Origin of the sequence: Agrobacterium sp. FDAARGOS_525, from assembly GCF_003938925.1 — a bacterium.
GTDB classification, from domain to species: Bacteria; Pseudomonadota; Alphaproteobacteria; order Rhizobiales; family Rhizobiaceae; genus Agrobacterium; species Agrobacterium pusense.
The window spans coordinates 535,377-549,567 of sequence record NZ_RKIU01000003.1 but is presented as its reverse complement, the minus strand read 5'-3'; the positions used below and the strand labels follow the sequence as shown (position 1 = coordinate 549,567).

The window sequence follows — 14,191 nt, the reverse complement described above, 5'->3', positions numbered from 1 at the left end:
CTCCCATTCCCGTCCTGATAAGCCGTCATAGCCCATTTCGAGTGTTTTTGTCTTGTTCTTGCTGTTTTTCTACCTGCGGCGGATTGACAGGCTGGAAAAGCCCATTTTCGGCGATGGCGGTACGGCGGCAACAAAAAACCCGGCGCCGAAGCGCCGGGTGATTGCTGCGTTTCATCGACTGCCACTCAATCCATGGCGTGGATATCACGATCCTTGGTTTCCGGCAGGAACAGCATGCCGATGACCAGCGTGATGCCTGCAAAGATGATCGGATACCAGAGGCCATAATAGATGTCCCCCTTGGCCGCGCTCATGGCGAAGGCGGTGGCGGGCAGAAGGCCGCCGAACCAGCCGTTGCCGATGTGGTATGGCAGCGACATGCCGGAGTAGCGGATGCGGGTCGGGAACAGTTCGACCAGCAAAGCTGCGATCGGGCCATAGACCATCGTCACGTAGATCACGAGGACGGTGAGAACCGCGATGATGACAACCCAGTTCACGGCAGCCGGATCGGCCACCATGGAGAAGGCGCCGCCGCCGGCCACGGTGTAAACGGCCATTTCGGCTGCACCACCGGTTTCGGCCGGGGTCAGCAGCTTGTCAGCCACCAGCTTGTCGGTCGCAACCATCTTCTTGTCGGCAGCGCGAACGGCGTCTGCATTGAGGTTCAGTTCCGGGTTTGCGGCAATGAAAGCGTCCAGTTTCGCGTCCGGCACCTGTGCCGCGCCACGCACCAGCGGGTAACCGCCATCGTGGAGCGCCGTGTTGACCTGCTTCTGGAAGGCCTTGTCCTTGGCTGCCGCGTCCGCGCCGGCGGCGACGGCGTCGTAGCTGGTAATGGTGGCGTCGCCGATCTTCACGGTGGCCGGCTGGCCAGCTGCGCCCGCAACCACGTCATAAGGCACCGAGTTGCGTGTCAGGAACGAGGTGGCGATATCGCAGGACGTGGTGAACTTCGCCGTGCCCGTCGGGTTGAACTGGAACTTGCAGTCGCCCGGTGCGGCAGTCACGGTGGCGCGAACGCTCGCCTGTGCCTGTGCAAGCGCCGGGTTGCCTGCCCAGGTCAGTGCCTTGAACAGCGGGAAGTAGGTCAGCATGGCAAGGATGAGGCCGGCCATGATGATCGGCTTGCGGCCGATCTTGTCTGAAAGCCAGCCGAAGATAACGAAGAAGCTGGTGCCAAGAATGAGCGCTGCCGCCACCATGATGTTTGCCGACTGTCCGTCGACCTTCAGAATGCTCTGCAGGAAGAAAAGGGCGTAGAACTGGCCCGTGTACCAGACAACGGCCTGGCCGATGACGGCACCGACAAGCGCGATGAGCGCGATCTTGGCGTTCTTCCACTGGCCGAAGGCTTCGCTGAGCGGCGCCTTCGACGTCTTGCCCTCTTCCTTCATCTTCTTGAAGGCGGGGGATTCGTTCATCTTCAGACGGATCCAGACGGATACGCCAAGCAGCAGAACGGAAACGAGGAAGGGAATGCGCCAGCCCCAGGCAGCGAAAGCTTCCTTGCCGAGCGCGAACTGCACACCGAGGATAACCACCAGCGACAGGAACAGGCCGAGCGTTGCCGTCGTCTGGATCCAGGAGGTGTAATAGCCCCTGCGGCCGTTCGGTGCGTGTTCGGCCACGTAAGTTGCAGCTCCGCCATATTCACCGCCGAGTGCAAGACCCTGCAGCATGCGCAGGACGATCAGGATGATCGGAGCGGCGATGCCGATCTGCGATGCGCTGGGCAGCACGCCGACGAGGAAGGTGGACACACCCATGATGAGGATGGTGATGAGGAAGGTATATTTGCGGCCGACGATATCACCGAGGCGGCCAAAGACCAGCGCGCCGAAGGGGCGGACGAGGAAGCCAGCGGCAAAGGCCAGCAGAGCGAAGATGTTACGCGTCGTTTCCGGATACTGGCTGAAGAAGTTCGCGCCGATGTAAATCGCCAGCGAGCCATAGAGATAGAAATCGTACCATTCGAAGACTGTTCCGAGAGAAGAGGCGAAAATCACCTTCTTCTCTTCACCCGTCATCGGACGGGCGGCGCCGCTTACGGCTGCAACATTTGCCATTGTCTGTCCTCCACAGATGTCCCAATCGACGCATTGCGGAGCCCAACTCTCTCCTCTGGACTCACCTTGCGGCTGCAATGCGCGGATCATGAGAGTGACAGAAAATTAACCCCAATAAGAGCGATGCTTTCGGATTATGACTTTAGTCTAATGTTAAACGTCCCGAATATGTCGCTGCGGCGATTTGTGCTTTGGTCCGAGCGGCTGCATGACGCGCCTTTTTCCTTGACAGAACCGAGAAACCTTCTAATAGCTTCTCGCGAAGAAGGAGCATCACCTTGCGCATGCATGTTGCAGACATGTTCGTCATGGAAGGACCGGCACAATCCGCCGGCGATGATCCGCGCCTTTCTTATTCTATCCGAATTACGGCCAAAACGACGATTAAAACCGTCTGACGTCTCTGGCCACCGCTCTCTCCCCGGTTTGGCTGGGGATCGAGGAAGCCGCGATCTGATGATGCGGGTTCCCACCTCACCAAAAAGAGGAGAGACAGAAAGAGAGCTTGATCATGGGTTTCAAAGTTGCAATTGCAGGCGCCACCGGCAACGTCGGTCGCGAAATGCTCAATATCCTGGCCGAACGCGGTTTTCCCGCCGATGAAGTCGTGCCGCTCGCTTCCGCCCGTTCGCAGGGCACGGAAGTCTCCTATGGCGACCGCACGCTGAAGGTCTCGAACCTCGAGAACTACGATTTTTCCGACACGGATATCTGCCTGATGTCTGCAGGCGGCGATGTTTCCAAGAAGTGGTCGCCGAAGATCGGCCAGCAGGGCTGCGTCGTCATCGATAACTCATCCGCATGGCGCTACGATCAGGACGTTCCGCTGATCGTTCCGGAAGTCAATGCCGATGCGGTTGCAGGCTTCACCAAGAAGAACATCATCGCCAACCCCAATTGCTCCACGGCGCAGCTTGTTGTCGCGCTGAAGCCGCTGCATGACTTCGCCAAGATCAAGCGCGTCGTCGTCTCCACCTATCAGTCGGTGTCCGGCGCCGGCAAGGAAGGCATGGACGAGCTTTTCCAGCAGACCCGCGCCGTTTTCGTGGCCGACCCGGTCGAAGCCAAGAAGTTCACCAAGCGCATTGCCTTCAATGTTATCCCGCACATCGACGTCTTCATGGAAGACGGCTACACCAAGGAAGAATGGAAGGTTCTGGCCGAAACCAAGAAGATGCTTGATCCGAAGATCAAGGTGACCTGCACGGCCGTGCGCGTTCCTGTCTTCATCGGCCATTCGGAATCGGTCAATATCGAGTTCGAAAACGAGATCACCGCCGATCAGGCCCGTGACATCCTGCGCGAAGCACCGGGTTGCCTCGTGATCGACAAGCGCGAAAACGGCGGTTACATCACGCCGGTTGAATCCGCTGGCGAAGACGCGACCTACATCTCGCGTATCCGCGAAGATGCGACGGTCGAAAACGGTCTCAACCTGTGGGTTGTTTCTGACAACCTGCGCAAGGGTGCTGCCCTTAACGCCGTCCAGATCGCCGAACTGCTGATCAATCGTGGCTTCATCAAGCCGCGCAAGGCGGCCGCCTGATCCGAGATACGAATTTTTAAGGTTCGTTAAGTATAACCCGTCTGTTCTGTGTGGGGCAGGCGGGTTTTATAATTGGCGAGATCACGGCCAGTTTATTTGCAGGCCTTGCTGCCGAAAGGCAATTTAGGCCGCCAAAAGACAGTTTTGGCACCTGAATCATACAGTATTGACGGTTTGGTTCTCGGGAAAAACTCCCCAAAGGATATCGAAGGCAGATTTTGATGCGGGCAATGAAGGTAATTCTGGCTGGTGTGGCCATGGTCTCGGTTCTGGCAGCGACGCCGGTTATGGCCGCGCAATGCGGCAACACTTCGGCGGGCTTCGATGCCTGGGTCAGCGCCTTCAAGCAGGAAGCGGCGGGTCGCGGCGTCAGCGCCTCGGTGCTCGACCGGGCTTTCTCCGGCGTCTCCTACAACCAGGCGACGATCCGCGCCGATCGCGGTCAGCACAGCTTCAAGCTGTCCTTCGAGCAGTTCATGCAGAAGCGCGGCGGTCAGACGATCATTTCGCGCGGCAAGACCATGAAGAAGAACAACGCCGCACTGTTCGCCTCCATCGAGCGTGCCTATGGCGTGCCAGCTGGTCCGCTGCTCGCCATCTGGGGCATGGAAACAGGCTTTGGCGGTTTCATGGGCAACCAGCACACGCTTTCCGCCGTTTCAACGCTTGCTTTCGACTGCCGCCGTTCGGACTATTTCACCGAGCAGCTTTATGCGGCTCTGAAACTCGTCGGCAGCGGCTCGCTGAATGTCAACGCCAAGGGTGCCGCCCATGGTGAAATCGGCCAGACGCAGTTCCTGCCGCTGAACGTCGTGCGCTACGGCGTGGATTTCGACCGCGACGGTCGGATCGATCTCGTCGGTTCGCGCGCCGACGCGCTGGCTTCCACCGCAAACTTCCTCGTCGGCCATGGCTGGCAGCGCGGTGCAGGCTACCAGCAGGGGCAGGCGAATTACGCGGCAATTCAGGGCTGGAACGCCGCAAGTGTCTACCAGCAGGCGATCGCCTTCATCGGCAAGGCGATCGACGGCCAATAAGGCCGCTTTCCACGCGCGAATTCCCACTTCCGTTATGCCGGACTTGATCCGGCATCCAGTCACGGCGCGTCCGCGCCGTGAAAGAGTATTTGGCGCTCAAGGACTTGATCGCGCTGGACCCCGGATCTAGTCCGGGGTGACGAGCGTTGAGTTTGGCCGGTAGCTATTACCTGCCAATCACAGATCCGGGCGGTGGAAGTCGCCGGTCTTACCGTCCATCACCCACAATTCGCCGGTCGAAATATCGAACCACGCGCCGTGCAGCTTCACCTTGCCGGCGGTTTCCTGTGCCTTGACGAAGGGGAAGCCGCGCAGATTGGCGATGGAGTTGCGGATGGAAACGCGTTCCAGCGCCGTCTGCCGCTCAGAGGCGGTCATGACGTCGTTGCTCTGGATTTGCGAGGCGGCCGACTTGACCATGTTCATCCATTTGCCAATGAAATCACCGGGCGACAGCGGCTCCAGATTGGGATCGAGCGCCGCCTGAATGCCGCCGCAGCGACCGTGGCCCATGACGACGATATCCTTCACCTTCAGCACCTGAACCGCATATTCGATGGCCGCCGAGGTGGCGTGATATTGCCCGTCCGGCTCGAAGGGCGGCACCATGTTGGCAACATTGCGGACGACAAAAAGCTCTCCCGGGCCGCAGTCGAAAATGGTTTCCGGCGCGGAGCGGGAGTCACAACAGGCAATGAACAGGGTCTGCGGTTTCTGTCCGGTATCGGCCAGAACGCGGTATCTTTCGCGCTCGTCGGCATAACGACCGCTCATGAAGTTCTTATAGCCGTTGAGAAGGTTTTCCGGAAAATCTTTCATCTATCGCAGTACCGTTGTGGTTGGACCGAGATCAAGGAAAGAACTCGGTGCGTTGAAGACCAATCCTTTGGAGCATTTTCGCTTTTCTTCGAGCCGTGAAACCGCTCCAACTCCTTGCTTGTCGCATTTCCGGACGAAGACCGAGGGCCACGTTTCACGGAAATGCTCTAGCCGCTATTTGCGCTTGCTGCGCGAAGGATGCAAGAGATGACGCATCTGCACCATGGCCATGGGTGTGGAGAGGCTTGAAGAATCCGTCTCCAGCGTCAGTTCGTTCATGTCGCGTTTTTTTGTGCGGGCCAGAATTTCGAACACGCTGGCGGTTGCGAGCTGCAGCGCCTTTTCGTCATCCAGACCTTCCAGCAGGCGGGCAAGAAACAGCGCCGACATCAGGTCGCCGAGGCCGTTAGGCGCATTTTCAATGGCGCGATGTTCGGCGAGCAGCGCGTGGCGGCCGCTGAGGTAAAGGTTGCCGGTGCCGCCCGTCATCATCGGCACCGCCGAGGTGACAAGCATTTTTGGCGGGCCGAGGGAAAGCGCTGCATCCATGATGGCGCTGTTGGTCTCAAGCGCGGCGCCGCTCATCCAGGCGAGTTCATATCGGTTGGGCGTGGCGACCGTGGCAAGCGGAATGAGGTGATCGCGGATGGCTTCGGCGGTCTCAAGGGGAATATAAAGCCCGCCCAGATCACCCATGACAGGATCGCAGGCGTAAATCAGCGCCGGGTTCTTTTCCTTGAGATTTCGGATCAGCCTTGCGACGGCACGCACCTGCGAGGCGCTGCCGAAATAACCGGTCAGAACCGCCTTGACCTCGCCGATCCATTTGGCGTTTTCGAGGTCGGTCATCGCCTTGTCGAAGTCTTCGTCCTGAAAGCGCATGCGGGTGGATGGTCCGTGGCCGGGATGCCAGGGCATGACGATGGTGGGCACTGCCCAAACCGGAAAACCGAGTGTCTCCAGCGCGAAGACTGCCGCGCGGTTGCCCACGGAGCCCCGCATGACATGGCTGGAAATGACGATGACGGCGCCTTGGGTATTGTCCTGCATCACGGCCTTCTTGCGTTCAAACGCGGCAGAAAGCCCACCAATGCTGCCCCCGCCCAAAGATCAAGATGCGCTCTCATGACATATCGCAAGACCAGTTTCCACCGTTAATCCCGCAAGGGTCTGTCCCGCAAAAGCATGGCGGTCGTTTTGCCGCCGTCAGGGAACGCCTCTCGTTGCGGGATCGCTGCACCGATTTCTCGTTAAGGCGGCGGCTTTCGGAAAACCGCGTTACACTTTTCCGCCTGATGCCCTATAGTTGTATTCATGCTCGCTCTCATCATCGCCTATTGGCCGCATATTCTTGCCGTTCTCTCCGTTTTGATGGGAACCGTGGCGGCCGTGCACGCCACCATGACGAAGGAAGAAGTTCGCTCGGCACTGGGCTGGGTCGGCGTCATCGTGCTGTCGCCCATCGTCGGTGCGGTCATCTATGCCATTGCCGGCATCAACCGCATCCGCCGGTCCAACATTACCCAGCAGCGGTCCTTCATGCAGGACGAGATCATGGACCGCGTGGCCCGTTTCGACGCTGGTGGTGAGCTGGTAGCCGAGCGGTTCGGCCGCCGTTTCGCGGCGATGAAGGTACTGGGTGACCGGGTGACCCGCCATGCACTGACGACTGGCAACAGCATCGAACCCATCGCCACGGGTGACGCCGCCTATGCGGCGATGCTGGAAGCGATCGAGCAGGCGAAACGGTCGATCATCCTCGAAACATATATTTTCGATAATGACCGGATCGGCGCCCGCTTCGTTTCCGCCCTCCAGCGGGCAAAACAGCGCGGCGTGGAGGTGAGGGTGCTCATCGATGCCGTGGGCGCGCGTTATTCGGTTCCGAGCATCCTGCCGACGCTGCGGGAGAGGGGCATCGTCGCCAACGTCTTCAACGGTAACGTCATCATGGGTCTGCGGCTGCCCTACGCCAATCTGCGCACCCACCGCAAGATTCTCGTGGTGGACGGGCGTGTCGCCTTTAGTGGCGGCATGAACATACGCGAGGGTTTTACCGAGGAATTCGGCCAGGGAAGACAATCGCACGACACGCATTTCAAGATCAGCGGACCGGTGGTAGCGGATTTTTTCTCCATTGCGGCGGAAGACTGGCGTTTCACGACAAAGGAACTTCTGGATACGCCGGTCTGGGATATCGCTATTCCCGAAGGCGTGCCGGGCTCGCAGATCGTTGCCCGCGTTTGCTCCTCCGGGCCGGACAAAAGCATCGAGACCAATCACAAGATGCTGACCGGCGCTTTTTCCATCGCAAGGTCGTCGATTCTCATCATGTCGCCCTATTTTCTCCCGGATCGGGAGCTTATTTCGGCGCTGATTACGGCGGCGCGACGCGGCGTCGTCGTTGATATCGTCGTGCCGAAAAGCAATAATCTGGTGCTTGTCGACAGGGCGATGACGGCGCAGTTCGATCAGATGTTGCGCAACTATTGCCGGATATGGAGGGCGACGGGAGCGTTCAATCATTCGAAGATGCTGGTGATCGACGGACGGTGGAGCTACATCGGTTCGTCCAATCTCGATCCCCGCTCTTTGCGTCTGAATTTCGAGATCGATCTGGAGGTTATGGACGAAGCGTTCGGACAGGCCATCACGCAGACGATCTCGACGGCGCGCGACGCCGCAATACCTGTAAGACTGAGCGAACTGAAAGCGCGTCCGTTCGTTGTTCGTTTTGTGGAACGGGTACTGTGGCTGGCCTCGCCCTATCTTTGAGCGGAGATGACGTGTGAAAAAAGACGGCGTGCTGGAAAACGAAAAAGCGGTACTGGCGCGGAATACCAGTCTGCCGGCCTTTGTGATGGACTCGCTGCGCAATCACCGTCAGCGGCAGAATGCCAAGCCTGCGGAAAAGGCGCATGATTTTCCCGTTATCGCCTCCTACAACGTGCATAAATGCGTGGGCCGGGACCGCAAGTTCGATCCTGATCGCACCAGTCGCGTGATTCAGGAAATCGGGGCGGATATCATTGCGCTGCAAGAGGCCGACAGCCGCTTCGGCGAACGCACCGGGCTGCTCGATCTCGCCCGGCTGGAAAGGGAAAGCGGCCTTGTCCCCGTGCCTGTACAGGTCGGGGTGAAGGCGCATGGGTGGCATGGCAATGTCGTCCTGTTCAAGGAGGGCGCGGTCAAGGAGGTTCATACCCTGAAGCTGCCCGGACTGGAGCCGCGTGGCGCGCTCGTTGTCGAACTGGATCTGAAGCGCGGCGGCACCCTGCGGGTCATTGCCGCTCACTTCGGGCTGCTGCGGCATTCCCGTGCCCAGCAGGCGAAGGCTCTGATCGGCCTTCTTGAAGCGAGGGATGAATGCCCGACCATTCTCATGGGAGACCTGAATGAATGGCGCCTCGGCAATGGTTCGTCACTCAATACGTTTCGCGATGCTTTCGGCGCTCTGCCGCCAGCCGTACCCAGTTTTCCGTCCAACCTGCCGGTGCTGGCTCTGGACCGGATCATCGCCAATCGTGAAGGGCTGATCGAGCAGGTCGAAGCGCATGACAGCGCACTGGCGCGTATCGCTTCGGATCATCTGCCGCTGAAAGCCGCGGTGCGGACCGACCTGCTTCCGGCCTGATCTTGCAGCGGCGTGCCCAGGAAAGCTGCCGCAACAATCTCAGGAGGCCGGCTTAAACCCGTTGCGCCGCTGTCACGTGGCTGCGTGAGCGCGCTTCCAGCAAGGATGTGCGAATGGCTTCCATCAACCGCTCCCGATTGTTTCTGGTCTTGCCTCTATCGAGATTTTGCGCGGAAAGCGCGAGATCAAGACCCTCATGCATCACTATCGAATAGGCAACGGTCGTCGCCCAGTTCTCGTAATCCTGCTCCATCATGTCGCCCCTGAACTAAATCATTTAGTCCGAATCACCCTGTTCTTGGAAAGTAACACAAAATACAAAGCATAAAATATCATTGTTTCTTCCTCTGCGCGCAGTCACCAACATCTATATTGACTTTTGCCAATTGTGGTGCGGCCGGAACGCGGCCTGTATTACCGTTAAGCACTTGAAACTGATTCAATTTCAGAAGAGGCGCATACACATCTTTCCATATGAAACGCCGCGCATCTCGGGATGCGCGGCGGGCTTGCGTCGAAGGTTGCGGTGGATAGGTGTCGGTCTCAGCCGGCCTTTTCGAGCTTGTAGTCCGAATTGGCCGGTTCTTCCTGCTTGTGCTGGATGAGCGGACGGTTGCCCGCCAGCTTGCGCACCAGCACATAGAAGACCGGAGTCATGAAGATGCCGAAGAACGTCACGCCGATCATGCCGGAGAAGACCGCGACACCCATGGCGGCGCGCATTTCCGCACCGGCACCTGTCGAGACGACCAGCGGCACCACGCCCATGATGAAGGCGAGCGAGGTCATCAGGATCGGGCGCAGGCGAAGCCGGCTTGCCTCGATGGCCGCCTGAAGCGGCGTTCGTCCCTCGAATTCCAGTTCCCGGGCGAATTCCACGATCAGGATCGCGTTTTTCGCTGAGAGACCGACAAGGACGACAAGGCCGATCTGCGTAAAGATGTTGTTATCCCCTCCCGTCAGCCAGACGCCCGTGAGGGCTGCGAGCACGCCGAGCGGGACGATCAGGATGATCGCGATCGGCAGGGTCAGGCTTTCATATTGCGCAGCGAGCACGAGATAGACGAGCAGCAGCGCCAGCGGGAAAACCACGATGCTGGAATTGCCGGCGAGAATCTGCTGATAGGTCAAATCCGTCCATTCGTAATCGACGCCCGCGGGCAGGGTTTCGGCAAGGATCTTTTCGATCGCGGCCTGTGCCTGACCCGAGGAGAAGCCCGGTGCCGGTCCGCCGTTGATATCGGCCGCAAGGAAGCCGTTATAACGGTTGGTGCGCTCCGGTCCGGTCGTCGCATTCACCTTCAGCAGCGTCGACAGCGGGATCATCTGACCCGTTGCCGAGCGAACCTTCAGGCGGCCAATATCTTCGGCGTGGGCGCGGAACTGTGAATCCGCCTGCACACGGACGCTGTATGTGCGACCGAAGGCGTTGAAGTCATTGACATAGAGCGAGCCGAGATAGATCTGCAGCGTCTGGAAGACGTCGCTGACGGAGACGCCCAGCTGTTCCGCCTTGGCGCGGTCGAGATCGGCGAAGAGCTGCGGCACGTTGATCTGATAGCTGGAGAAAATGCCTGCCAGCTCCGGCGTCTGATATGCCTTGGCGATGACGGCCTTCGCCGCTTCGTCCAGCGTCTGGTAGCCGTAACCGGCGCGGTCTTCGATCTGCAGCTTGAAGCCGCCTGTCTGGCCGAGACCGTTGACCGGCGGCGGCGGGAACATGGCGATGAAGGCGTCCTGAATGCCGGCATATTTCTGGTTCAGCTGCATGGCGATGGCGCCACCCGACAGTTCCGGTGTCTTGCGCTTTTCGAAGTCGTCGAGAACCGCAAAAACGATGCCGGAATTGGAACCGATGGTGAAGCCGTTGATCGACAGGCCGGGGAAGGCGATGGCGTGGCTGACACCGGGCGTTTCCATGGCGATCTCGCTCATCCGCTTGATCACGCTTTCGGTACGGTCGAGCGTTGCGCCATCAGGAAGCTGCGCGAAACCGATGAGGTACTGCTTGTCCTGCGCCGGCACGAAGCCGCTCGGAACTGTCGTAAACATGCCATAGGTGGCGGCCACCAGCGCCATGTAGACGATCATGACGAGGCTCTTGCGCGTCACCAGCCCGCCGACGGTCTTGCCGTAGCCGTTCGAGGCCGCGCCGAAGGCACGGTTGAAGCCGCGGAAGAACCAGCCGAGGATCTTGTCCATGAAGCGGGTGAGCCAGTCTTTCGGTGCGCCATGTTCCTTCAGCAGCAGGGCCGCAAGTGCGGGTGACAGCGTCAGCGAGTTGATGGCCGAAATGACGGTGGAGATGGCAATCGTCAGCGCGAACTGCCGGTAGAACTGGCCGGAGAGACCGGAGATGAAGGCGAGCGGCACGAAGACGGCGACCAGTACCAGCGCAATGGCGATGATCGGGCCGGAGACTTCGCGCATCGCCTTATAGGTGGCGTCACGCGGTGAGAGCCCGTTTTCGATATTTCGCTCGACGTTTTCGACGACCACGATCGCGTCATCCACCACGATGCCGATGGCGAGCACAAGGCCGAACAGCGTCAACGCGTTGATGGAGAAGCCGAAGGCATACATGACGGCGAAGGTGCCGATGATCGAGACCGGAACGGCGATCAGCGGAATGATCGAGGCGCGCCACGTCTGCAGGAAGAGGATGACGACAAGCACCACGAGGCCAACGGCCTCGAGGAGTGTATCGACAACCTTCTCGATGGAGGAGCGCACGAATTTCGTCGTATCGTAGACGATCTCGTATTTCACGCCATCGGGCATCGCCAATTGCAGATTATCCATGGTGGCGCGGACATTGTCGGCGATTTCGATGGCGTTGGAGCCGGGCGCCTGGAGGACGGCGACGGCCACGGCCGGCTCACCATCGAGCAGAGAACGCAGCGTGTAATCGGCTGCACCGAGTTCGATGCGCGCGACATCGCGCAGGCGAGTGATTTCACCGTTTGCGCCGCTCTTGACGATGATGTTGCCGAATTCTTCCGGCGTCGTCAGACGGCCCTGGGCATTGACGTTGAGCTGCAGGTCGACACCGTTCGGGCTTGGTGAAGCGCCGATGACGCCGGCCGCGGCCTGCACGTTCTGCTGGCGGATGGCGTCGGAGACGTCGCTGGCGGCGAGATCATGCTCGGCCACCTTCTGCGGATCGAGCCAGACGCGCATGGAATAGTCACCCGCGCCGAAGACCTGCACCTGACCCACGCCTTCGATGCGGGCGAGACGGTCCTTGACGTTCAGCGTCGCATAATTGCGCAGATAGGTGATGTCATAGGCGTCGGTCTTGGAGACAAGGTTCACGACCATGATGAAGTCGGGCGAGCTCTTGACCGTGGTGATGCCGAGCGCGCGCACTTCCGCCGGCAGGCGCGGTTCGGCCTGCGAGACGCGGTTCTGCACAAGCTGCTGGGCCTTATCAGGATCGGTGCCGAGCTTGAAGGTGACGGTGAGCGTCAGCACGCCGTCCGACGTCGCCTGGCTGCCCATGTAGAGCATGTCTTCGACACCGTTGATCTGTTCTTCGAGCGGTGTCGCGACGGTTTCAGCGATAACGGTCGGGTTCGCACCGGGATAGGTGGCGCGCACGACGACGGATGGCGGAACGACTTCGGGATATTCCGAAATCGGCAAGGCGCGCATGCCAAGAAGGCCTGCCACCACAATCAGGATCGACAAGACGCCGGCGAATACCGGCCGGTCGACAAAAAATCTGGAAATATTCATATCCAGTCCCTCTCCGGGTATATTTTGGAATGCGAAGGCCGCTCCGGCGGCAATTCTGCCGCCGGTGAAGGCCGGTTCTGTCTGAATGCGCGTCTCGCGAAAGCGCGGGACGCTTACTGATCAAAGAGATGGATTACTGCGAGGCAGCAACCTTATCTTCCGCCTGAGGTGCGATGGTTGCGCCGGGACGGATGCGCTGCAGGCCGTTGACGACGATCGTATCACCGGCAGCAAGGCCGCTTTCGATGATGCGCTGGCCATCGGCCGGCGCGCCCGGCTTGATCTGGCGGTAGCTCACCTTGTTTTCGGCATCGACCACGAAGACGAAGCGCTTGTCCTGATCCGTGCCAATGGCGCGATCGCTGATGACGATGCGGTTTTCCGGCTTCGGTTCGCCCATGCGCACCCGCACGAACTGGCCGGGGATCAACCTGCCATCGGGATTGTCGAAGACGGCGCGCACACCGATGGTGCCGCTTGCCGAATCCACCTGATTGTCGATCAGGTGCAGCGTACCCTTGATCGGCGTGCCTTCATCGGAAAGCGTGCCGATTTCCACCGGGATCTGTTCGAGAGCCGGCAGGGCGCCATCGGTCTTCGGCAGCTCGGCAAGAGCCTTGGCCACCACGCCTTCGCTGGCGTTGAAGCTCGCATAGATCGGGTTGACCGACACGAGGGTCGTCAGTGCCGGCGAGGTGGAACCGGCGGCGACGAGGTTACCGGCGGTGATTTCGATGCGGCCGACGCGGCCTGAAACAGGTGCGCGGATTTCGGTGTAACCGAGATCGAGTTGCGCCGTGGTGAGTGCTGCGCGGGCGGCGCGAAGCTGGGCTTCGGCATCCGCAAACGAGCTCTGGCGCTGGTCGAGATCGCTCTGCGAGATGGTGCGGTTGTCGGAAAGCCGGCGGCCACGGTCGAGTTCCGTTTTCGCAAGGCTGACCTTGGCTTCGGCGGAGGCAACCTGTCCTTCAGCGCCGGCGACAGCGGCCTGATAGGGGGCCGGGTCGATGGTGAAGAGGGGATCGCCTTCCTTCACCAGCGCACCTTCGCGGAAGTGAACGGCCTTGATCTGGCCGGCGACGCGGGAGCGGATCTGCACCCGGTCAACGGCTTCCAGACGGCCGGAAAATTCCTCCCAGCGCATCACGTCGCGGCTTTCAACCTTGGCAACGGTGACAGGGATCGCTGGTGTTTCAGCAGGCGTGGAAGCGGCCGTTGCATCGCGACTGGTGGGGAGGTCGAAAAACAGTGCTGCTGCTGCAACGGACATGGCAAGCCCGATACCGGCGCCCGTCAGGGCCCGGCGCTTTGTGTTCAGCGTCATGGGTATCTCCTTCGCCCCCGATCG

10 protein-coding genes are annotated in these 14,191 nt (G+C 59.9%); 4 read left to right on the top strand and 6 right to left on the bottom strand.

The window, feature by feature from the left end; all coding sequences use genetic code 11:
• Positions 1–185: 185 nt before the first annotated feature.
• Positions 186–2,069 carry an MFS transporter gene (locus EGT36_RS03980; RefSeq protein ID WP_004443480.1) on the bottom strand — a complete coding sequence of 628 codons (1,884 nt, stop codon included), beginning with the start codon at positions 2,067–2,069 and terminating at the stop codon, positions 186–188.
• Positions 2,070–2,580: 511 nt separating this feature from the next.
• Between EGT36_RS03980 and EGT36_RS03970 the strand changes: the two genes are divergently transcribed.
• Together EGT36_RS03970 and EGT36_RS03965 are read left to right on the top strand one after the other, a co-directional pair.
• On the top strand, positions 2,581–3,615 hold the full coding sequence (locus tag EGT36_RS03970; RefSeq protein WP_003522626.1) for an aspartate-semialdehyde dehydrogenase: 1,035 nt from the start codon (positions 2,581–2,583) through the stop codon (positions 3,613–3,615).
• 221 nt (positions 3,616–3,836) lie between these two features.
• The gene (locus tag EGT36_RS03965) at positions 3,837–4,652 is read left to right on the top strand and encodes a lytic murein transglycosylase (RefSeq protein WP_004443477.1); all 816 of its coding nucleotides are present in this window, start codon (positions 3,837–3,839) and stop codon (positions 4,650–4,652) included.
• A gap of 177 nt (positions 4,653–4,829) precedes the next feature.
• Here the strand turns inward: EGT36_RS03965 and EGT36_RS03960 are convergent, their stop codons facing one another.
• Together EGT36_RS03960 and pdxY are read right to left on the bottom strand one after the other, a co-directional pair.
• The gene (locus tag EGT36_RS03960; protein WP_037091871.1) at positions 4,830–5,471 is read right to left on the bottom strand and encodes a carbonic anhydrase; all 642 of its coding nucleotides are present in this window, start codon (positions 5,469–5,471) and stop codon (positions 4,830–4,832) included.
• A gap of 174 nt (positions 5,472–5,645) precedes the next feature.
• Positions 5,646–6,521 carry a pyridoxal kinase PdxY gene (gene pdxY / locus EGT36_RS03955; RefSeq protein ID WP_048902853.1) on the bottom strand — a complete coding sequence of 292 codons (876 nt, stop codon included), beginning with the start codon at positions 6,519–6,521 and terminating at the stop codon, positions 5,646–5,648.
• A 264-nt stretch (positions 6,522–6,785) separates the two neighbouring features.
• Here pdxY and EGT36_RS03950 point away from each other — a divergent pair, with 264 nt between their 5' ends.
• Both EGT36_RS03950 and EGT36_RS03945 read left to right on the top strand, forming a co-directional pair.
• The gene (locus EGT36_RS03950; RefSeq protein WP_004443474.1) at positions 6,786–8,246 is read left to right on the top strand and encodes a phospholipase D-like domain-containing protein; all 1,461 of its coding nucleotides are present in this window, start codon (positions 6,786–6,788) and stop codon (positions 8,244–8,246) included.
• A gap of 13 nt (positions 8,247–8,259) precedes the next feature.
• The gene (locus EGT36_RS03945) at positions 8,260–9,105 is read left to right on the top strand and encodes an endonuclease/exonuclease/phosphatase family protein (RefSeq protein ID WP_004443473.1); all 846 of its coding nucleotides are present in this window, start codon (positions 8,260–8,262) and stop codon (positions 9,103–9,105) included.
• Between the two features lie 52 nt (positions 9,106–9,157).
• Here EGT36_RS03945 and EGT36_RS03940 read toward each other — a convergent pair whose 3' ends face one another.
• The 3 genes from EGT36_RS03940 to EGT36_RS03930 all read right to left on the bottom strand — a co-directional run bounded on the left by EGT36_RS03940 (position 9,158) and on the right by EGT36_RS03930 (position 14,167).
• A complete protein-coding gene (locus tag EGT36_RS03940) occupies positions 9,158–9,361 on the bottom strand; it encodes a hypothetical protein (protein WP_004443472.1) in 204 nt (67 codons plus the stop codon).
• A 287-nt stretch (positions 9,362–9,648) separates the two neighbouring features.
• Positions 9,649–12,843 (bottom strand): efflux RND transporter permease subunit, encoded by a 3,195-nt coding sequence (locus EGT36_RS03935; protein WP_022556841.1) that lies wholly within the window; start codon positions 12,841–12,843, stop codon positions 9,649–9,651.
• A 133-nt stretch (positions 12,844–12,976) separates the two neighbouring features.
• Positions 12,977–14,167: an efflux RND transporter periplasmic adaptor subunit gene (locus EGT36_RS03930; protein WP_004443470.1), complete on the bottom strand. Its 1,191-nt coding sequence runs from the start codon at positions 14,165–14,167 to the stop codon at positions 12,977–12,979.
• Positions 14,168–14,191 lie beyond the last annotated feature (24 nt).

Bases quoted from the DNA above. Each gene is read 5' to 3' on its own strand.
- EGT36_RS03930 (WP_004443470.1), bottom strand. From the start codon at position 14,167: ATGACGCTGAACACAAAGCGCCGGGCCCTGACGGGCGCCGGTATCGGG.
- EGT36_RS03970 (WP_003522626.1), top strand. From the start codon at position 2,581: ATGGGTTTCAAAGTTGCAATTGCAGGCGCCACCGGCAACGTCGGTCGC.
- EGT36_RS03935 (WP_022556841.1), bottom strand. From the start codon at position 12,843: ATGAATATTTCCAGATTTTTTGTCGACCGGCCGGTATTCGCCGGCGTC.
- pdxY (WP_048902853.1), bottom strand. From the start codon at position 6,521: ATGCAGGACAATACCCAAGGCGCCGTCATCGTCATTTCCAGCCATGTC.
- EGT36_RS03950 (WP_004443474.1), top strand. From the start codon at position 6,786: ATGCTCGCTCTCATCATCGCCTATTGGCCGCATATTCTTGCCGTTCTC.
- EGT36_RS03960 (WP_037091871.1), bottom strand. From the start codon at position 5,471: ATGAAAGATTTTCCGGAAAACCTTCTCAACGGCTATAAGAACTTCATG.
- EGT36_RS03940 (WP_004443472.1), bottom strand. From the start codon at position 9,361: ATGATGGAGCAGGATTACGAGAACTGGGCGACGACCGTTGCCTATTCG.
- EGT36_RS03965 (WP_004443477.1), top strand. From the start codon at position 3,837: ATGCGGGCAATGAAGGTAATTCTGGCTGGTGTGGCCATGGTCTCGGTT.
- EGT36_RS03980 (WP_004443480.1), bottom strand. From the start codon at position 2,069: ATGGCAAATGTTGCAGCCGTAAGCGGCGCCGCCCGTCCGATGACGGGT.